This is a genomic window from Polaromonas sp. P1_A2 (assembly GCF_056406895.1).
Map to the genome: position 1 here is coordinate 174324 of NZ_JBFTZI010000002.1, position 17788 is coordinate 192111.

Consider the following 17788-nt stretch of genomic DNA (forward strand, 5'->3'; position numbering starts at 1 on the left):
TAGCCACATGGACACCCCACACTTTCCCATCTACATGGACTACAGCGCCACGAACCCCTGCGACCCGCGGGTGGTGGACGCCATGATCCCCTGGTTGCGCGAACATTTCGGCAACCCCGCTTCGCGCAGCCACGCCTGGGGCTGGGAGGCGGAAGCCGCGGTCGAGAAGGCGCGCGGGCAGATTGCCGACCTGATTGGCGCCGACCCGCGCGAGATCGTCTGGACCAGCGGCGCGACCGAGTCCAACAACCTGGCGCTCAAGGGGGCGGCCCATTTCTACAAGACCAAGGGCAAGCACATCATCACGGTCAAGACCGAGCACAAGGCCGTGCTGGACACCTGCCGCGAACTGGAGCGCCAGGGTTTTGAGGTGACTTATATGGACGTGCAGGCCGATGGCCTGCTGGACCTGGAAGCGCTCAGAGCCGCCATCCGCCCTGACACCATCCTGGTCAGCGTCATGTTCGTCAACAACGAAATCGGCGTGATCCAGGACATCCCGGCCATTGGCGCCCTGTGCCGTGAAAAAGGCATCATCTTCCATGTGGACGCCGCCCAGGCGACCGGCCGCATTGACATCGACCTGGCCACCTTGCCGGTCGACCTGATGAGCTTGACCTCGCACAAGACCTACGGTCCCAAGGGCATAGGCGCCCTGTACGTGCGCCGCAAGCCGCGCGTGCGGCTGGAAGCGCAGATGCACGGCGGCGGCCATGAGCGCGGCATGCGCTCGGGCACGCTGCCCACGCACCAGTGCGTGGGCATGGGTGAGGCCTACCGCATCGCCAAGGCCGAGATGCACGAAGAGAACAAGCGCATACGTGCCCTGCATGAGCGCATGCTCAACGGCCTCAAGGACGTCGAAGAGGTGTTCCTCAACGGCCACGCCGACAAGCGCGTGCCGCACAACCTGAACATGAGCTTCAATTTCGTCGAGGGCGAGTCGCTGATCATGGGCATCAAGGGCCTGGCGGTTTCCAGCGGTTCGGCATGCACCTCGGCCAGCCTGGAACCCAGCTATGTGCTGCGCGCCCTGGGCCGCAGCGACGAACTGGCGCATAGCAGCCTTCGCATGACGATTGGCCGCTGGAGCACCGAAGAAGAAATTGACTACGCGGTCGCCACCATCAAGGAAAACGTGGCGAAACTGCGCGAACTGTCTCCCCTGTGGGAGATGTTCAAGGATGGTGTCGACTTGTCCACCATCCAGTGGGCTGCACACTGAGCAGCGCGCCCGACAGCTTAAAGAGGTAAACAAAATGGCATACAGCGAAAAAGTGGTAGACCACTACGAAAACCCCCGCAACGTCGGCTCCTTTGAAAAGGGCGACGAATCGGTAGGCACCGGCATGGTCGGCGCGCCGGCTTGCGGCGACGTGATGAAGCTGCAGATCAAGGTCAACCCGGTGACGGGCGTGATCGAAGATGCGCGTTTCAAGACTTATGGCTGCGGTTCCGCGATCGCTTCCAGCTCGCTCGTGACCGAATGGGTCAAGGGCAAGACGCTGGACGAAGCGGCCAGCATCAAGAACAGCGCGATTGCCGAAGAACTGGCCTTGCCGCCGGTCAAGATTCACTGCTCCATCCTGGCGGAAGACGCCATCAAGGCCGCCGTGAACGATTACAAGCAAAAGCACGCGCATTGACCAAAACCGCCTTACCCGTCACCTGTTTCATTTCCGAGTGATTTAAATGTCCGTAACCCTCACTGATGCAGCCGCAAGGCACGTGACCCGCTACATGACCAAGCGCGGCAAAGGTGTTGGCGTGCGCCTGGGCGTCAAGACCACCGGCTGCTCCGGCCTGGCCTACAAGCTGGAGTACGCCGACGAGATCGCGCCGGAAGACATCGTGTTTGAAGACAACGGCGTCAAGGTGCTGGTCGACCCGAAAAGTATGGCTTACATCGACGGCACCAAGCTGGACTTTGTGCGTGAAGGCTTGAACGAAGGTTTCAAGTTCATCAACCCCAACGAGCGTGACCGTTGCGGCTGCGGCGAAAGTTTCCGGGTTTGACGGGCCGGCGGTCTTACGCGTGCCGCTCCCCTAACCAAGCCGCCTCCACTGATGGTGCTGGCGGCTTTTTCTCGGCATGAACCTTCAATCCACTGATTTCGAGCTTTTCGGCGTGCCCCAGCGTTTCGCGCAGGACCGCGCCGCGCTGGACGCGCGCTGGAAGGACCTGCAACGCGAGGCGCATCCCGACAAGTTCGCGGCCCAGGGCCCGGCGGCGCAGCGTGTGGCCATGCAGTGGTCGGTGCGCATCAATGAGGCCTACCAGCGCCTGAAGGACCCGCTGAAGCGGGCGAGCTATTTGTGCGAGCTCAATGGCGCACCCATCGATGCCGAGAAAAACACCGCCATGCCGCACGATTTCCTGGTGCAGCAGATGCAGTGGCGTGAAGCGCTGGATGAGGCCGAGACCGCCGAGGATTTTGAGGAAATCGCCTCGCAAGCCATGTCGAGCGGGCGCGAGAAGCTGGCAAAAATAGCGCAATCGCTGGACGTGGACAGGGACTTTCCCGCAGCCGCCCGGCAGGTCAGAAGCCTTATGTTTATTGAGCGCTTTGCCAGCGAGGTCGATGCGCGCATCGACCTGCTGGGACAATAAAGCATTACAGAAAAAGTACGACAAGCACGCATGGCACTCCTGCAAATTTCCGAACCCGGCCAGACGCCCGACCCGCACCAGCGGCGCATCGCGATCGGCATCGACCTGGGCACCACGCACTCGCTGGTCGCCAGCGTGCGCAACGGCGTGTCCGAATGCCTGCCGGACGAGCAGGGAAGGGTGCTGCTGCCCAGCGTGGTGCGCTATCTGGAGGGCGACAAGCGCCAGATCGGTTATGAGGCCCTGGCGGCGCAGGTCGAAGACCCGCGCAACACCATTTCTTCGGTCAAACGCCTGATGGGCCGCGGCATTGACGACATCGGCAGCCGCACCCAGCTGCCTTACGAGCTCAACGACAAGCCGGGCATGGTCACGCTGCAGACCGTCGCCGGCGAAAAAAGCCCGGTCGAGATCAGTGCCGAGATCCTGGCCACGCTGCGCTACCGCGCTGAAGATACCTTCAACGACGACATCTACGGCGCCGTGATCACCGTGCCGGCCTACTTCGACGACGCCCAGCGCCAGGCCACCAAGGACGCCGCGCAACTGGCGGGCCTGAATGTGCTTCGCCTGCTCAACGAACCCACGGCGGCCGCGATTGCCTACGGCCTGGACAACGCCAGCGAAGGCGTTTACGCCGTCTACGACCTGGGCGGCGGCACTTTCGACATTTCCATCCTGCGCCTGACGCAAGGCGTTTTTGAGGTGGTGGCGACCGGCGGTGATTCGGCGCTGGGCGGCGACGACTACGACCGCGCGCTGGTCGACTGGGTGCTGGCCAAGGCGGGCCTGGCGGCCGACACACTCGCGCCGACGGACAAAGCGGCCCTGCTGCGCACCGCGCGAAACTGCAAGGAAGCCCTGTCGGCCGCCGACCTCGTGCCTTTTTCGGTGCAGCTGGCCAAAGCCCTCGTCAATTTCGAGATGAAGGCCGAAGACTTCGAAACCGCGACAGCCCACCTGACCCAGCGCACGCTGGCAGCCGTTCGCAAGGCGCTGCGCGATGCCAAGCTGGCCAAGGAAGACATTCAGGGCGCGGTGCTGGTGGGGGGCTCCACGCGCATGCCGCAGGTGCGCAAGGCGGTGGCCAGTTTCTTCGGCCGTGAGCCGCTGGTCAACCTCAACCCCGACGAAGTGGTCGCGCTGGGCGCGGCCATTTCCGCCAACCAGCTGGCCGGCAACAACACCGGTGATGAGTTGCTGCTGCTGGATGTGATTCCGCTGTCGCTGGGCATAGAGACCATGGGCGGGCTGGTCGAGCGCATCGTGCCGCGCAACCAGACCATTCCCACGGCCATGGCGCAGGACTTCACCACCTACCAGGACGGCCAGACCGCCCTGGCCCTGCATGTGGTGCAGGGCGAGCGCGACCTGGTGGCCGACTGCCGCAGCCTGGCCCGCTTCGAATTGCGCGGCATTCCGCCCATGGTGGCCGGTGCCGCGCGCATCCGCGTGACTTTTACGGTCGATGCCGACGGCCTGCTCAGCGTCAACGCGAAAGAGCAGGTCAGTGGCGTCGAAGCGCGCATTGACGTGAAGCCTTCTTACGGCCTGTCCGACGAAGACATCGCGCGCATGCTGCAGGATAGCTTTTCCACCGCCCAGCAGGACATGAATGCCCGCGCCCTGGCCGAGGCCAAGGTCGATGCGGATCGCATGATCTTGGCCACGCAAAGCGCGCTGGCCGCGGACGCCGATCTGCTGAGTCCCGATGAGCGCGCACAGATCGACAGCCTGATCGCCGGCCTGGCCGACACGCGCGCGCACGGCGGCGCGGCCGCGATAGAGGCGGCCACCCAAGCCCTTGCCAAAGGCACGGAGGCCTTCGCCGCCCAGCGCATGAACCGGGGCATCAAACAGGCCCTGGCCGGTAAAAACATCGAGGCGGTTTGAGCCGACTGACTGAGACAACCATGCCCATCATCAAAATACTGCCTCACCCCGAATACTGCCCGCAGGGCGCCGAAATCAGCGCGCCGGCCGGCACCTCGATCTGCGAAGCCTTGCTCGACAACAAGATCAACATCGAGCACGCCTGCGACCTGAGTTGCGCCTGCACCACCTGCCACGTTGTCGTGCGCGAGGGCTTCAACTCGCTCAACGAGCTCGACGAAAGCGAGGAGGACCTGCTGGACCGTGCTTGGGGGCTGGAACCCAATTCGCGCCTGAGCTGCCAGGCCGTGCTGGCCCAGACCGACGTGACGGTGGAAATACCCAAATACTCCATCAACCACGCCAAGGAAAACCACTGAGTTTTCGGGAAAAACCGGGCGAAGGCGGCCCTGCGCGGAGGCGATAATCGAGCCATGCGCCAAATCGTTCTTGACACCGAGACCACCGGTCTTTCCGCCGAAAACGGCGACCGCATCATCGAAATCGGCTGTGTGGAGCTGGTGGCCCGCAAGCTCACCGGCAACAACCGCCACTTCTACCTGAACCCCGAACGCGACAGCCATGAGGACGCGCTCAAGGTCCACGGCATCAGCAACGAGTTCCTGAAAGACAAGCCCAAGTTCGCCGCCGTGGCCGACGAACTGCTGGAATACCTGCGGGACGCCGAGATCATCATCCACAACGCGCCCTTTGACGTGAGCTTCCTCAACAAGGAGCTTGAACTCATGGGCCGCCCGCCCATCAAGCACTGCGTGGCCAAGGTCACCGACAGCCTGATGATGGCCAAGGAGCTGTTCCCGGGCAAGCGCAACTCGCTGGACGCGCTGTGCGACCGGCTGGAGGTCGACAATTCAGGCCGTACCCTGCACGGCGCCTTGCTGGATGCGGAACTGCTGGCCGACGTCTATATCAACCTGACCCGCGGGCAGAACGCGCTGGTCATGGACGTTGGCGACACGGCCCAGGAGGGCGACAACAACGTACCGCAGATAGACCTGAGCGTGTTTGAACTGCCCTTGCTGGCGGCCAATGAGCAGGAAGCCGCCGAACATGAGAAATTGCTGGCCGGGATCGACAAGGCCAGCAAGGGGAAAACAGTCTGGCGCGCCCTGGCGGCCTGAACGGAAACGCAATTCCGGGCATGGGCCGGAAAATCGGCCCAAAACACCATATAATCATAGGCTGACCGATAGGGCGGTTAGCTCAGGGGTAGAGCACTGCATTCACACTGCAGGGGTCGCAAGTTCGAAACTTGCACCGCCCACCAGAATTTGACGAAGAAAAAGGCCAAGTCTTGCGACTTGGCCTTTTTTCATTGGGGCGCTGTTTTTCCTGGGCTCAGAGCACTTCGCTCGCGAAATCAGCCAGGCGCGAACGCTCGCCGCGTGCCAGCGTGATGTGCCCGCCATGCGGCCAGCCTTTGAAGCGGTCGACGGCAAAGGTCATGCCCGAGGAGCCTTCGGTCAGGTAGGGTGTGTCAATCTGCGCCAGGTTGCCCATGCAGATGATCTTGGTGCCCGGGCCGGCCCGTGTGATCAGCGTTTTCATCTGTTTGGGCGTCAGGTTTTGCGCCTCGTCGATGATGACGTACTTGTTCAGGAAGGTGCGGCCGCGCATGAAGTTCATGCTTTTGACCTTGATACGCGAACGGATCAGTTCGTTGGTGGCAGCGCGGCCCCATTCGCCGGAGCCGCTGTCGGTCTTGCCCAGCACTTCGAGGTTGTCGTCCAGCGCGCCCATCCAGGGGCCCATTTTTTCCTCTTCGGTGCCCGGCAGGAAGCCGATGTCCTCGCCAACGCTGACCGTGGCCCGCGTCATGATGATTTCGGTGTAGCGCCGGTCGTCAAGCACCTGCGTGAGGCCGCTGGCCAGCGCCATCAGCGTCTTTCCGGTGCCCGCCGTGCCCGCCAGCGTGACGAAGTCCACTTCCGGGTCCATCAGCAGGTTCATGGCGAAATTCTGCTCGCGGTTGCGCGTGGTGACGCCCCAGACGGCGTTTTTGAGGTGGTTGTAGTCCTTCAGGGTCTTGAGTACCGCGGTTTTGGCCCGGATTTCCGTCACACGGGCATACAGCGGCGGCTCGCCGGGGGCCTCAAAGAACACGAACTGGTTGATCAGCAGGCTGCCCACGATGGGGCCGGTGATGCGGTAGAAGGTGTGGCTGCCTTGTTGCCAGCTCTCGATGGTCTTGCTCTGGCGCGTCCAGAAGTCCGCCGGCAGGGCCAGCGAACCGGAATACAGCAGGTCGCCGTCTTCCAGGGTTTTGTCGTTCTGGTAGTCGTCGGTCGCCAGGCCCAGGGCACGTGCCTTGACACGCATATTGATGTCCTTGGACACCAGGACCACCTCGCGGGGCGCATATTCCTTGCGCAGGGCCTCCACCACGCCCAGGATCTGGTTGTCGGCCTTGCCCTGCGGCAGGCTCATGGGCAGCGTGTAATCCAGCGGTTTGGTCTGGAAAAACAGGCTGCCGCCCGCTTCGGGGTGGCCGGTGGTGTCCAGCTTCAGGCCCTTGCCGATATCGGCGCCCTGGGCGCCCGCCAGCGCGTCCAGCGTGCGGCTGGTCTGGCGGGCATTGCGCGCCACCTCGGTCATGCCCTTTTTGTGGCCATCGAGCTCTTCGAGCACGATCATGGGCAGGAAGATGTCATGTTCCTCGAAGCGGAACAGGCACATCGGGTCGTGCATCAGCACATTGGTGTCCAGCACGAACAGCTTGGCCGGGCCCGTGCGTTTGGGTTTTTTCGGCTTGGCCGGCTCGGGCAGGGCAATGCTCTCTTTTTTACGGCTGTTCGCGGGGGTTCTGTCCGGGTTGGAAGGTTCTTTGCCTTTGAATGCCACCGGGTGGCTGCCTTCTCCTGCCGCGCGGCTGTCAAACAGGTCCATTACCGGGGGTTTCTGGGCGGATTCGGTGCGCTCCGTTTTCCGGGCGACTTTCGAAGGCGAGCGGGCGGGCGCGTCGAGCGCATCAGGCGAGAGCAGGGCGGCACGTTTGGTCGGGGCGGGGGGGAGGGGCATAGTGCTTAAAACTCTCTAAAAAAGAGGGGTTCCAGAAGCGAAAAAGCCGCCTTGAAACCAGGGCGGCTTTTTCTTTTGGCGCAGTTGCGAAGGTCAACAGCATGAGTTCATTATGCACAACTCAAGTGACAGGGCAATCCTTTGTTGCTAACTGGCCTCAGTGGGGTTTCAGGCGGCTTTTTTGAGGGCTTTGACGGCCTTGAGCACGTCGTCCACATGGCCGGGCACTTTCAGGCCGCGCCATTCCTCTTTGAGCAGGCCGTCGGCGCCCACCAGGAAGGTGCTGCGCTCAATGCCTTTGACCTTTTTGCCGTACATGATCTTGTTCTTGACCACGCCGAACATGTGGCACATTTTTTCTTCGGTGTCCGCAATCAGCTCGAACGGCAGTTCAAGCTTGGACTTGAACTCGTCGTGGGATTTCATGTTGTCGCGGGAGACGCCGAAGACCGTCGCGCCGGCCTTCACGAAGTCCTTGTAGCGGTCACGGAACTGCATGGCTTCGGTGGTGCAGCCAGGCGTGTTGTCCTTGGGATAGAAGTACAGCACCACGACTTTGCCGAGGTGGGACTGGTTGGAAACCTTGATGCCGCCGGTGGCGATCGCTTCAAATTCGGGGAGTGGTTTATTGACGACGACTGCCATACTGAGTAGACCCTGACGAAAGTAGTTGTAATTGGCCGCGCCTTTTGACAACCGACCCGGGACGTCATCCCGGGATGTGGTGCCAAGTGCAACCCTAGATTTTACCCTGAAAGAGAGGTCATTTCAGGCTTCTGTTCCTTCTGTTTCAATCAGCAAGGCGGCAATCACCTGGCGGCCTTCACCCGCGAGGATGTTGTAGGTGCGGCAGGCGGCGAGCGTATCCATGGTTTCAACGCCTATGCGTTGCTCCATCAGGGCGCGCAGAAACGCGGGGGGCACAAAGCGCAGGCGGGCGCCGCTGCCGAAAATCACGAGTTCGGGCCGGGTTTCGGCCAGCCGGGCGAAATGCTCGGCGGTGAGCTGCTCAAAGCGTGCGCAGTTCCAGTCGAATTTCTCGCCGCGCGAGCCGATCACGACGCTGTGCTCGATTTTTTCGGCCACACCCTCGCGGCCCAGGCCCACCCAGCCGGGGCCGTAGCCGAGGATGGACTGGACATCGAGGCGGTCTGGCTGAAGTTTCATGCGGAAAGGGTCCGGGCGTTGTGAGGTGTGGCGCGGCTGTGCGCGGAGGGCTTGTGCGCGGCTGTTTTGCCAGCGAAAAGCCTCTTTTATGTGGTCAAATTATAGATTCCGCCCGAATTCCACGCCGCAATGCGCCGTATCGCCCCGGTTGGCGGCAGGGTGAGCGGCGCGGCCTCCGTCCAAAGTCTTCCTAACGTTTCATGAAACCGATCAACAAATCCGCCAAGCTTGCCAATGTGCTGTACGACATCCGCGGCCCGATCATGGACGCCGCCAAGCAGATGGAGGAAGAGGGCCAGAAGCTCATCAAGCTCAATATCGGCAACCTCGCGGTGTTCGGTTTTGACGCGCCCGAGGAAGTCCAGCAGGACATGATCCGCAACCTGCCCGCCTCGGCCGGTTATTCGGACAGCAAGGGCATTTTTGCGGCGCGCAAGGCCGTGATGCACGAAACCCAGAAACAGGGCATCAAGGGCGTCACGCTGGACGACATCTACCTGGGCAACGGCGCGAGCGAGCTGATCTCCATGGCGACCAACGCCTTGCTCGACGACGGCGACGAGCTGCTGTTGCCAGCGCCAGACTACCCGCTGTGGACCGCCTCCACCAGCCTTTCGGGCGGCACGCCGGTGCATTACCGCTGCGATGAAGGCAATGGCTGGATGCCCAACCTGGACGACATCCGCGCCAGGATCACGCCCAAGACCAAGGCCATCGTGGTCATCAACCCCAACAACCCCACGGGCGCGCTGTATTCCGACGAGCTGCTCAAGGGCATCATCGGCATCGCGCGCGAGCACGGCCTGGTCATCCTCGCCGACGAGGTCTACGACAAGGTGCTCTACGACGGCGTCAAGCACACGGCGATTGCCAGCCTGTCGACCGACGTGCTCACGCTGACCTTCAATTCGCTGTCCAAAAGCTACCGCTCCTGCGGCTACCGCGCCGGCTGGCTGGTGGTGTCCGGCCCCAAGAAGCAGGCGCAGGACTACATCGAAGGCCTGAACATGCTGGCCAACATGAAGCTGTGCTCCAACGTGCCGGGCCAGTGGGCCATACAGACCGCGCTGGGCGGCTACCAGAGCATCAACGACCTGACCTGCGAGGGCGGGCGCCTGCGCCGCCAGCGCGACATGGCCTATGAACTCATCACCGCCATTCCCGGCGTCACCTGTGTCAAACCCAGCGCCGCGCTCTACATGTTCCCGCGGCTGGATCCCGAGGTCTACCCGATCAAGGACGATCGCCAGTTCTTCCTGGAACTCCTCAAGGAGACCAAGGTCATGCTGGTGCAGGGCACGGGCTTTAACTGGGCCGAGCCTGACCACTTCCGCATCGTCTTCCTGCCGCATGAGGAAGACCTGCGCGAAGCCATAGGCCGCATTGCGAAGTTCCTCGAGAACTACCGCAACAACCGAATTTGACCCTGTATTCGGCCCCTCTCCTTTTTTCGCACCCCTTGGGGTGCGGGCATCCAAGATCAACGTAAAGCAAGACCCGAGCGACTATGAAACCGACGAATTTGAGCCCCATCCGCGTAGGCCTTCTGGGCATAGGCACCGTGGGCAGCGGCACCTACAACGTATTGCAGCGCAACCAGGAAGAAATCCGCCGCCGTGCCGGCCGGGGCATTGAAATCACCATGGTCGCCGACCTTGACGTGGCGCGCGCCAAGGCGGCCGTCGGCGCGGGTGTGCAGGTGGTGGACGACGCGCGCAAGGTCGTGGCCAGCCCCGACGTCGACATCGTGATCGAGCTCATAGGCGGCTACGGCATTGCCAAACAACTGGTGCTGGAAGCCATTGAGGCCGGCAAGCACGTGGTCACCGCCAACAAGGCGCTGCTGGCCGTGCACGGCACCGAGATTTTCGCGGCGGCCCACCGCAAGGGCGTGATGGTGGCGTTTGAGGCGGCCGTCGCCGGCGGCATCCCCATCATCAAGGCGCTGCGCGAAGGCTTGACCGCCAACAGCATCCAGTGGATCGCCGGCATCATCAACGGCACGACCAATTTCATCCTGTCCGAGATGCGCGACAAGGGCCTGGACTTCGACGCCGTGCTGAAAGAAGCGCAGCGCCTGGGCTACGCCGAGGCCGATCCCACCTTCGACATCGAAGGCGTGGACGCCGGCCACAAGGTCACCCTGATGTCGGCCATCGCCTTCGGCATCCCGGTGCAGTTCGACAAGGCTTACGTCGAAGGCATCACCGGCCTGGCCGCGCAGGACATCCGCTATGCCGAGCAGCTCGGCTACCGCATCAAGCTGCTGGGCATCACCAAGCGCGCCGCCAACGGCATCGAGCTGCGCGTGCATCCCAGCCTGGTGCCGGCCAAACGCCTGATCGCCAACGTCGAAGGCGCGATGAATGCCGTGGTGGTGCAGGGCGACGCCGTCGGCACCACGCTGTACTACGGCAAGGGCGCGGGCAGCGAGCCCACCGCCAGCGCCGTGATCGCCGACCTGGTGGACATCGCCCGCCTGCACACGGCCGACCCCGAGCACCGCGTGCCGCACCTGGCCTTCCAGCCAGACGCCATGAGCGACCTGCCCGTGGTACCCATGTCCGAGGTCGTCACCAGCTACTACCTGCGCCTGAAAGTCGCCGACGAGGCCGGCGTTCTGGCCAAGGTCACTGGCATCCTGGCGAGCGCGGGCATCAGCATAGACGCCGTGCTGCAGCGCGAAGCCGATGAAGTGGGCGGCGAGGGTTCCACCCACACCGACCTCATCATCCTCACGCACGACTGCGTGGAAGCGAAGATGAACAACGCCCTGGCGCAAATGCAGGGGCTGCCCACGGTGCTGGCGCCCATCACGCGCATCCGCAAGGAGGAGCTGGCCTGATGCAGTACCTCTCCACCCGCGGCCACGCCGACCGCAAGCGCTTTTGCGAGATCCTGCTCGAGGGCCTGGCGCCGGACGGTGGTCTCTACCTGCCTGAAAGCTACCCCCAGGTTGACGAGGCGACGCTGGCCGGATGGCGCGGCCTGGCCTATGCCGACCTGGCTTTCGAAATCCTCTCGCTGTATGTCGACGACATTCCCGCCGCCGACCTCCGGGCGATCTGCCGCAAGACCTACACCGAAGAGGTCTTCGGCACAAAAGCCATCGTCCCGCTGAAGAAGCTCGAGGGCGGCCTCTACCTTGAAGCCCTGTCCAACGGCCCCACGCTGGCCTTCAAGGACATGGCCATGCAATTGCTGGGCAACCTGTTCGAATACGAGCTGGTGCGCCGCGGCGAAGAGCTCAACATCCTGGGCGCCACCAGCGGCGATACCGGTAGCGCGGCCGAATACGCGATGCGCGGCAAAAAAGGCGTGCGCGTTTTCATGACCTCGCCGAACGGCCGCATGAGCCCCTTCCAGCAAGCGCAGATGTTCAGCCTGCAGGACGAGAACATCCACAACATCGCGATCGAAGGCGTGTTCGACGACTGCCAGGACATCGTCAAGGCCGTGTCCAACGACCTGGCCTTCAAGCGCCAGTACAAGATCGGCACCGTCAACTCCATCAACTGGGCGCGCCTCATGGCGCAGGTGGTCTACTACTTCGCCGGTTACTTCCAGGCCACGAACAGCAACACCGCCAAGGTCGATTTCACCGTCCCTTCCGGCAACTTCGGCAATGTCTGCGCCGGCCATGTGGCCCGCATGATGGGCCTGCCCATAGGCAAGCTGGTGGTGGCTACCAATGAAAACGACGTGCTCGACGAGTTCTTTCGCACCGGCGTCTACCGCGTGCGCAGCAGCGCCGACACGCACGAGACCTCCAGCCCCTCCATGGACATTTCCAAGGCCTCGAACTTCGAGCGCTTTGTGTTCGACCTGCTGGGCCGCGACGGCGCCAAGACCAGGGCCTTGTTCCACGACCAGCTCGGCAGCCAGGGCCGCTTTGACCTCGGCGCCGAGCCGGCCTTCAAGTCGGCCGCGCAGCGCTACGGCTTTGTGAGCGGCAAGAGCATCCATGCGGACCGGCTCGCGACGATTCGCGACACCCACAAGCGCTTCGCCATCACCATAGACACGCACACCGCCGACGGCGTGAAGGTGGCGCGCGAGCAGCTTCAGCCTGGCGTGCCCATGGTCGTGCTGGAGACCGCGCTGCCCATCAAGTTCGCGGCCACGATTGAAGAGGCGCTGGGCCATGTGCCCGAGCGGCCCGCCAAGTTCGAAGGCATGGAGGACCTGCCCAAGCGCGTCAAGCTGCTGCCCGCCGATGCGGCCGTGATCAAGCGCTACATCGCCGACCATGTGCATTGATCCGGGCCGCGGCCCCGCCTGGAAAGCCCGGCCATGAACGTCATCGGCTTCGCCGGCTACTCCGGTTCGGGCAAGACCACGCTGGTCGAAAAGCTGATCCCCGCGCTCAAGGCGCGCGGCCTGCGCGTGTCGGTGGTCAAGCATGCTCACCACAAATTCGACATCGACCATCCCGGCAAGGACACCTTCCGCCACCGCGTGGCCGGCGCCTTTGAGGTGGTGGTGGCTTCGCAAAATCGGATGGCGCTGATGCGCGAGTTTGAAAAGCCGGCCGAGATGACGGTACACCAGCTGATCGCCGAGCTTTACGGCGGTGTGGACTGGGTGCTGGTCGAAGGCTTCAAGAGCAGCGACCTGCTCAAGATCGAGGTCTGGCGCGGCCCTTCAGCCGAATACGCCGGCAAGCCCTGCCTCTACATGGACGACGATTTCATCGTCGCCATCGCCACCGACGCCCCCGGCCAGTTGCCCCAGGCAACCTTGCGCCCTGTGCTGGATTTGAACGATGGCGATGCCGTGGCCGAGTACCTGGTCAACAATCAGGAACGCTTTGCCTATTCCTTCGAAGACCGCTTCGGCTAGGCCTGGGTAAAGGCCAGCCCCAAGCCAGCCAGCTTTGTTCTGTTCATGCCCTTGTTCCGGACACCCCGACGATGAGTTCTGCCTCCACCGCCACGCCCGCCAACCCTGTGCCCCAGCCCGGCCGCGCGCCCCTGAAGCCGCTGGACCAGGCGCTGGCCGAGCTGCTGGCCCGCGCCGCGCCGCTGCACGGTGTTGAGGCGGTCTCCACTTTTGACGCGGACGGCCGCGTGCTGGCGCAGGACCTGCTCTCCAGCCTCGACGTGCCGGCGCACGACAACAGCTCCATGGACGGTTATGCCGTGCGCGCAGCCGACTGGGCCGAAGGCGCTGTGCTGCGGGTCGGCCAGCGCATTCCGGCCGGCAGCAGCGGCCATGCCCTGGCGCCGGCCTCGGCGGCGCGCATCTTCACCGGCGCACCCATTCCACCCGGCGCCGATGCCGTGGTCATGCAGGAAGACTGCGAGGCCGTGGATGAGGGCGTGCGCATCAAGGCCCAGCCGAAACCCGGCCAATGGATTCGCCGTCGCGGCGAAGACGTAGCCGCCGGCGCGGTGGTGCTGCGCCGCGGTGAACGCCTCTCGCCCGCCTCGCTGGGCCTGGCCGCCAGCATAGGCTTTGACAAACTGCAGGTCGCGCCCCGGGTACGTGTGGCCTTGTTCTCGACCGGCGATGAACTCGTCATGCCTGGTGAGGTTGCGCCGGCCGACATGAAGCCCGGCGCCATCTACAACTCCAACCGGTTCTTTTTGCGCGCCTTGCTGCTGCGCCTGGGCTGCACGGTGACCGACCTCGGCATCGTGCCCGACCGGCTGGACGCCACCATCGCCGCGCTCAAGGGCGCGAGCCAGGCGCACGACCTGATCCTCACCAGCGGCGGCGTGTCCGTCGGCGAGGAAGACCACATCAAGCCGGCCGTGCAGGCGCTGGGCGAACTCGCCCTCTGGCAGATCGCCATGAAGCCCGGCAAGCCCTTCGCCTACGGCAAGCTAGGCGGCGCGCATTTCATCGGCCTGCCGGGCAACCCGGTGTCCAGCTTTGTGACCTTTCTGATGCTGGTGCGGCCTTTCCTGCTCAAGCTGCAGGGCGCGGCCGAGGTGGCCCCCAGCCCCATCGCATTGCCCGCGCATTTCGACTGGCCCAAAGCCGACAAGCGCCGCGAGTTTTTGCGCGCCAGGCGCAATACCGCCGGTGGGCTGGAGCTGTTCGGCAACCAGAGCTCGGGCGTGCTGACCTCGGCAGTCTGGGGCGACGGCTTGATCGACAACCCGGCCGGCCAGGCGATTGCCCATGGCGACATGGTGCGGTTCATCCCGTTTTCGGCGCTGATGGCCTGACGCGCCGCATCAAGGCCTTCCCATGAAAGTCACCGTCAAATACTTTGCCTCCATCCGCGAAGCCATAGGGCAGGGCAGCGAGCTGCGTGATACCCGCGCCACCACGCTGGCGGCCCTGCGCGACGAGCTGCTCGCGGCCACGCCCGCGCACGCCGCCAGCCTGGCGCGCGGCAGGTCGGTGCGCATGGCGCTCAACCAGGTCATGTGCGATGAAACGGCCGCCCTCAGCGAAGGCTGCGAAGTCGCTTTCTTTCCGCCTGTGACCGGCGGCTGATCCCGCCCCTTCAGGCGGCCAGCAGCGCATCCAGCCCCTGCAGGCGCTCGGCCAGTTCGGCGGAGGCCCGTGTCATCGGGCTGCGCAGCTCATTGCGAAGCAGGCCTTGCCCGGCCAGGACGGCTTTGAGCGGCCCGGGGTTGGGCTCGGCGAACAGGCTCTCAATCAGCGGCTGCAGCGGCGCCCACAAGGCCTCGGCCCCCGCCAGGTCGCCCGCCTGGATGCGCCGCAGCACCTCCACAAAACGTTCGGTGTGCAGATGAGCCGCCGCCGCAATCGCGCCCCGGCCGCCCTGCGCAGCGGTCGCGAAAATATTCACATCCTCGCCCGCCAGCACCTGCAAGCGCCCATCGGCAATCAGCGCCCGCGTTTTGGCCGGGTCGCCGCCGCAGTCCTTGAGCGCCTGGATGCGCGGGTGATCGGCCAGCGCCAAAATGGTCTCAAGCTCCAGGCGGCTGCCCGTGCGGTAGGGAATGTCATACAGGATCACCGGCACGGCGCTCACGTCGGCCAGGGCGGTAAACCATTCGATCAGCCCGGCCTGTGAAGGCCGTATATAGCTGGGCGCCGGCAGCAGGATGCCAGCCAGGCCCAGTGTGCCCAGGGCCTTGATGCGATCGGCCGTCTTGCCCAGGTGGTAGCCCGACAGGCCCATGACCACCGGCAGGCCGGGGGCCTCGGCCATCACGGTTTGCAGCGTTGCCAGCTGCTCGTCCTCGTCCAGCGCGGCGGCTTCACCGGTGGAGCCGCAGACCACCAGCCCGGCGATGCCGCTGCCCTTGTAGTGCGCCACCAGGCGCTTGAGTGCGCTATGGTCGACCTTGTCCTGGTCAAACGGGGTGACAAGAGGGATCCAGAGACCCGAGAAATCGGTGTTGGCCTGATCGGCCGGGTTGGCACTGAGCGCTGTTTGCATAAAGACACATCCCAAAAAACTGACCGGCTTGAAAGGCCGCCATCAGAACAAGAGAAGGGTGTCCGCAAAAGACTTGAAAAGTAACCGGCGGTTCCATCGCTCATTCGACGACGGAACCGCAGCCCCGGTCAAATGAGCAACGGTTTTTTCGATTTGCTGGCGCACGCCACAAGGCCGCGGGCGCTGTCGTGCGTCCGGGTGGCGAAGCGGTGGGTGTGGCCAGTCATGCGGCAAATCTTACCGTAGGCGGCGGCTTTGCGGGTGGGCGAGTGGCAAAATTGCCACTATGGCTTCACCGCGCGTCCTGATCACCACAGCTGACTTCAACCTCGCCGAGGAGGTGGCCGCACTGCGCGCCGGCGACAAGCGGGTGGGTGCCGTCTGCACCTTCACCGGCACGGTTCGCGACCGCAATGACGGCCTGAGCGTCAGCAGCATGGAGCTGGAGCACTACCCCGGCATGACCGAAAAATCCATAGAGGCCATGATCGACGAGGCCATGGCGCGCTTTGACATCTTCGGCGCGCGTGTGATCCACCGCGTCGGCCTGCTGCAGCCGCTGGACCAAGTGGTGATGGTGGCCGTGACCTCCGCGCACCGCGGCGAAAGCTTCAGGGCCTGCGAGTTCCTGATGGACTACCTCAAGACCCAGGCGCCGTTCTGGAAAAAAGAACAAACGCCAGAGGGCGCGCGCTGGGTCGATGCGCGTGTGGCCGATGACGCGGCTCTGGCCAAATGGGGCATACGCGCATCCAACGCCTGACGCTCAGTAGCTGACCGGGTCCCGGTACGCCGCCTCGTCATGAATCGCCCAGTAGGCCTCATACAGCCGTGTCGTGATGGGGCCGGGGAACTGCGGCAGCGGCACGCCATCGAGCTTGGCGATCGGCAAAATGCCGCCGCCGGTCGAGCTTAAAAACACCTCGTCGGCACTGCGTAGCAGCGCGGCAGGCACCGGTCCGGTCTTCAGCGGGATGCCCAGGCGCGCGCACAGCTCCATCGCGGTGCGCCGCGAAATCCCCTGGAGCACGCCCTGGTCGGCCGTGTACACGGTGCCATCCTTGGCCATGAACACGTTAAAGCCCGGGCCTTCGGTGATGTTGCCGGCAGCGTCCACCACGCAGCTGGTGTCGCGCCCACGGTCGTAAGCATCGAACATGGACTGCACCATGTCCATCCAGTGGTAGTTCTTGACGGTCGGGTCCACCGAGGCCGCCGGAATGCGCTGGCGGTCGCTGATGTGCAGGTCCAGCCCGGCCAGCTGCTTTTCGCGCGAGGCGATCCAGACATAGGGCAGGGCATAGGCGTAAAACCGGTTCTGCGCCAGGCGCGGGTCGCGCGCGCCGCGCGGCGGTACGCCGCGGGTGCAGACCATGGCGACGTAGGCGTCCCGCAGGCCGCCGGCGCGCACGCAGGCGTGCAGGATGTCCCGCAGCTCGCCGCGGCTGTAGGGGATCGCCAGGTGCATTTTTTCCATGCTGTTGAAAAAGCGCTCGATATGGTCGCCCAGCCGGAAAAAAGCGCCTTGCCAGGTGCTGGCCACGTCATAGGTCACGTCCGAGCGGGTGAAACCCCAGTCAAACAGGGATATCTTGGCTTCCGACAGCGGCACAAATTCGCCTTCGACAAAGGCGCAGCCGCCCTCGAATTCACTGGTTTTGACGTCACGCATGCGGTTTTCCTTGGGTTGACTTGGGATGGAAGAGGAGTTTGCGAATTAATTGTACGAAGTT

General features: G+C 63.8%; 19 protein-coding genes and 1 tRNA gene. 15 read left to right on the top strand and 5 right to left on the bottom strand.

Going from position 1 to position 17788, the window contains the following annotated elements; translation table 11 throughout:
• The first annotated feature begins 7 nt into the window (after positions 1–7).
• From AC1D09_RS07785 to AC1D09_RS07820, 8 genes are all read left to right on the top strand, one after another.
• The gene (locus AC1D09_RS07785; RefSeq protein ID WP_477662988.1) at positions 8–1225 is read left to right on the top strand and encodes an IscS subfamily cysteine desulfurase; all 1218 of its coding nucleotides are present in this window, start codon (positions 8–10) and stop codon (positions 1223–1225) included.
• 34 nt (positions 1226–1259) lie between these two features.
• Entirely contained in the window at positions 1260–1646 is a 387-nt protein-coding gene (iscU, locus tag AC1D09_RS07790) for a Fe-S cluster assembly scaffold IscU (protein WP_007867013.1), read from the top strand.
• Positions 1647–1692: 46 nt separating this feature from the next.
• Positions 1693–2016: an iron-sulfur cluster assembly protein IscA gene (gene iscA / locus AC1D09_RS07795; RefSeq protein ID WP_413328515.1), complete on the top strand. Its 324-nt coding sequence runs from the start codon at positions 1693–1695 to the stop codon at positions 2014–2016.
• A 76-nt stretch (positions 2017–2092) separates the two neighbouring features.
• Positions 2093–2611 (top strand): Fe-S protein assembly co-chaperone HscB, encoded by a 519-nt coding sequence (gene hscB / locus AC1D09_RS07800; RefSeq protein ID WP_477662989.1) that lies wholly within the window; start codon positions 2093–2095, stop codon positions 2609–2611.
• 30 nt (positions 2612–2641) lie between these two features.
• Positions 2642–4504: a Fe-S protein assembly chaperone HscA gene (gene hscA, locus AC1D09_RS07805; RefSeq protein ID WP_477662990.1), complete on the top strand. Its 1863-nt coding sequence runs from the start codon at positions 2642–2644 to the stop codon at positions 4502–4504.
• 20 nt (positions 4505–4524) lie between these two features.
• Positions 4525–4863, top strand: a complete 339-nt coding sequence (gene fdx / locus AC1D09_RS07810; protein ID WP_007867024.1) for an ISC system 2Fe-2S type ferredoxin — start codon at positions 4525–4527, stop codon at positions 4861–4863.
• Between the two features lie 54 nt (positions 4864–4917).
• The gene (dnaQ, locus tag AC1D09_RS07815; RefSeq protein WP_477662991.1) at positions 4918–5625 is read left to right on the top strand and encodes a DNA polymerase III subunit epsilon; all 708 of its coding nucleotides are present in this window, start codon (positions 4918–4920) and stop codon (positions 5623–5625) included.
• 71 nt (positions 5626–5696) lie between these two features.
• A tRNA-Val gene (locus tag AC1D09_RS07820) sits at positions 5697–5771 on the top strand.
• 71 nt (positions 5772–5842) lie between these two features.
• Here AC1D09_RS07820 and AC1D09_RS07825 read toward each other — a convergent pair.
• The 3 genes from AC1D09_RS07825 to AC1D09_RS07835 all read right to left on the bottom strand — a co-directional run bounded on the left by AC1D09_RS07825 (position 5843) and on the right by AC1D09_RS07835 (position 8689).
• Positions 5843–7522 (bottom strand): PhoH family protein, encoded by a 1680-nt coding sequence (locus tag AC1D09_RS07825; protein ID WP_477662992.1) that lies wholly within the window; start codon positions 7520–7522, stop codon positions 5843–5845.
• 168 nt (positions 7523–7690) lie between these two features.
• Positions 7691–8167, bottom strand: a complete 477-nt coding sequence (locus AC1D09_RS07830; protein ID WP_007867029.1) for a peroxiredoxin — start codon at positions 8165–8167, stop codon at positions 7691–7693.
• Positions 8168–8290: 123 nt separating this feature from the next.
• Positions 8291–8689 (bottom strand): Mth938-like domain-containing protein, encoded by a 399-nt coding sequence (locus AC1D09_RS07835; RefSeq protein WP_477662993.1) that lies wholly within the window; start codon positions 8687–8689, stop codon positions 8291–8293.
• Between the two features lie 200 nt (positions 8690–8889).
• Between AC1D09_RS07835 and AC1D09_RS07840 the strand changes: the two genes are divergently transcribed.
• The 6 genes from AC1D09_RS07840 to AC1D09_RS07865 all read left to right on the top strand — a co-directional run bounded on the left by AC1D09_RS07840 (position 8890) and on the right by AC1D09_RS07865 (position 15139).
• Complete coding sequence (locus AC1D09_RS07840; RefSeq protein WP_477662994.1) at positions 8890–10113, top strand: pyridoxal phosphate-dependent aminotransferase; 1224 nt, start codon at positions 8890–8892, stop codon at positions 10111–10113.
• A 98-nt stretch (positions 10114–10211) separates the two neighbouring features.
• A complete protein-coding gene (locus AC1D09_RS07845) occupies positions 10212–11534 on the top strand; it encodes a homoserine dehydrogenase (protein WP_477663017.1) in 1323 nt (440 codons plus the stop codon).
• Complete coding sequence (gene thrC, locus AC1D09_RS07850; protein WP_477662995.1) at positions 11534–12949, top strand: threonine synthase; 1416 nt, start codon at positions 11534–11536, stop codon at positions 12947–12949. The genes AC1D09_RS07845 and thrC overlap by 1 nt, the downstream gene beginning before the upstream one ends.
• 33 nt (positions 12950–12982) lie before the next feature.
• Positions 12983–13531, top strand: a complete 549-nt coding sequence (mobB, locus tag AC1D09_RS07855) for a molybdopterin-guanine dinucleotide biosynthesis protein B (protein WP_477662996.1) — start codon at positions 12983–12985, stop codon at positions 13529–13531.
• Positions 13532–13602: 71 nt separating this feature from the next.
• A complete protein-coding gene (locus tag AC1D09_RS07860; protein ID WP_477662997.1) occupies positions 13603–14865 on the top strand; it encodes a molybdopterin molybdotransferase MoeA in 1263 nt (420 codons plus the stop codon).
• Positions 14866–14887: 22 nt separating this feature from the next.
• Positions 14888–15139, top strand: a complete 252-nt coding sequence (locus AC1D09_RS07865; RefSeq protein ID WP_074575242.1) for a MoaD/ThiS family protein — start codon at positions 14888–14890, stop codon at positions 15137–15139.
• A gap of 10 nt (positions 15140–15149) precedes the next feature.
• Here AC1D09_RS07865 and dapA read toward each other — a convergent pair whose 3' ends face one another.
• A complete protein-coding gene (gene dapA, locus AC1D09_RS07870; RefSeq protein WP_477662998.1) occupies positions 15150–16055 on the bottom strand; it encodes a 4-hydroxy-tetrahydrodipicolinate synthase in 906 nt (301 codons plus the stop codon).
• A gap of 286 nt (positions 16056–16341) precedes the next feature.
• Between dapA and AC1D09_RS07875 the strand changes: the two genes are divergently transcribed.
• Positions 16342–16818, top strand: a complete 477-nt coding sequence (locus AC1D09_RS07875) for a molybdenum cofactor biosynthesis protein MoaE (protein WP_477662999.1) — start codon at positions 16342–16344, stop codon at positions 16816–16818.
• A 3-nt stretch (positions 16819–16821) separates the two neighbouring features.
• On the opposite strand, the gene AC1D09_RS07880 is transcribed toward AC1D09_RS07875, so the two are convergent.
• Positions 16822–17727: an aminotransferase class IV gene (locus tag AC1D09_RS07880; RefSeq protein WP_477663000.1), complete on the bottom strand. Its 906-nt coding sequence runs from the start codon at positions 17725–17727 to the stop codon at positions 16822–16824.
• Between the last annotated feature and the right edge of the window lie 61 nt (positions 17728–17788).

What these genes read in the sequence shown, in the direction of transcription:
- AC1D09_RS07860 (WP_477662997.1), top strand. Translation starts at nt 13,603, where the DNA reads ATGAGTTCTGCCTCCACCGCCACGCCCGCCAACCCTGTGCCCCAGCCC.
- AC1D09_RS07880 (WP_477663000.1), bottom strand. Translation starts at nt 17,727, where the DNA reads ATGCGTGACGTCAAAACCAGTGAATTCGAGGGCGGCTGCGCCTTTGTC.
- hscB (WP_477662989.1), top strand. Translation starts at nt 2,093, where the DNA reads ATGAACCTTCAATCCACTGATTTCGAGCTTTTCGGCGTGCCCCAGCGT.
- AC1D09_RS07825 (WP_477662992.1), bottom strand. Translation starts at nt 7,522, where the DNA reads ATGCCCCTCCCCCCCGCCCCGACCAAACGTGCCGCCCTGCTCTCGCCT.
- thrC (WP_477662995.1), top strand. Translation starts at nt 11,534, where the DNA reads ATGCAGTACCTCTCCACCCGCGGCCACGCCGACCGCAAGCGCTTTTGC.
- dnaQ (WP_477662991.1), top strand. Translation starts at nt 4,918, where the DNA reads ATGCGCCAAATCGTTCTTGACACCGAGACCACCGGTCTTTCCGCCGAA.
- hscA (WP_477662990.1), top strand. Translation starts at nt 2,642, where the DNA reads ATGGCACTCCTGCAAATTTCCGAACCCGGCCAGACGCCCGACCCGCAC.
- AC1D09_RS07875 (WP_477662999.1), top strand. Translation starts at nt 16,342, where the DNA reads ATGGCTTCACCGCGCGTCCTGATCACCACAGCTGACTTCAACCTCGCC.
- AC1D09_RS07785 (WP_477662988.1), top strand. Translation starts at nt 8, where the DNA reads ATGGACACCCCACACTTTCCCATCTACATGGACTACAGCGCCACGAAC.
- AC1D09_RS07830 (WP_007867029.1), bottom strand. Translation starts at nt 8,167, where the DNA reads ATGGCAGTCGTCGTCAATAAACCACTCCCCGAATTTGAAGCGATCGCC.
- dapA (WP_477662998.1), bottom strand. Translation starts at nt 16,055, where the DNA reads ATGCAAACAGCGCTCAGTGCCAACCCGGCCGATCAGGCCAACACCGAT.
- AC1D09_RS07835 (WP_477662993.1), bottom strand. Translation starts at nt 8,689, where the DNA reads ATGAAACTTCAGCCAGACCGCCTCGATGTCCAGTCCATCCTCGGCTAC.
- iscA (WP_413328515.1), top strand. Translation starts at nt 1,693, where the DNA reads ATGTCCGTAACCCTCACTGATGCAGCCGCAAGGCACGTGACCCGCTAC.
- mobB (WP_477662996.1), top strand. Translation starts at nt 12,983, where the DNA reads ATGAACGTCATCGGCTTCGCCGGCTACTCCGGTTCGGGCAAGACCACG.
- AC1D09_RS07840 (WP_477662994.1), top strand. Translation starts at nt 8,890, where the DNA reads ATGAAACCGATCAACAAATCCGCCAAGCTTGCCAATGTGCTGTACGAC.
- AC1D09_RS07865 (WP_074575242.1), top strand. Translation starts at nt 14,888, where the DNA reads ATGAAAGTCACCGTCAAATACTTTGCCTCCATCCGCGAAGCCATAGGG.
- iscU (WP_007867013.1), top strand. Translation starts at nt 1,260, where the DNA reads ATGGCATACAGCGAAAAAGTGGTAGACCACTACGAAAACCCCCGCAAC.
- fdx (WP_007867024.1), top strand. Translation starts at nt 4,525, where the DNA reads ATGCCCATCATCAAAATACTGCCTCACCCCGAATACTGCCCGCAGGGC.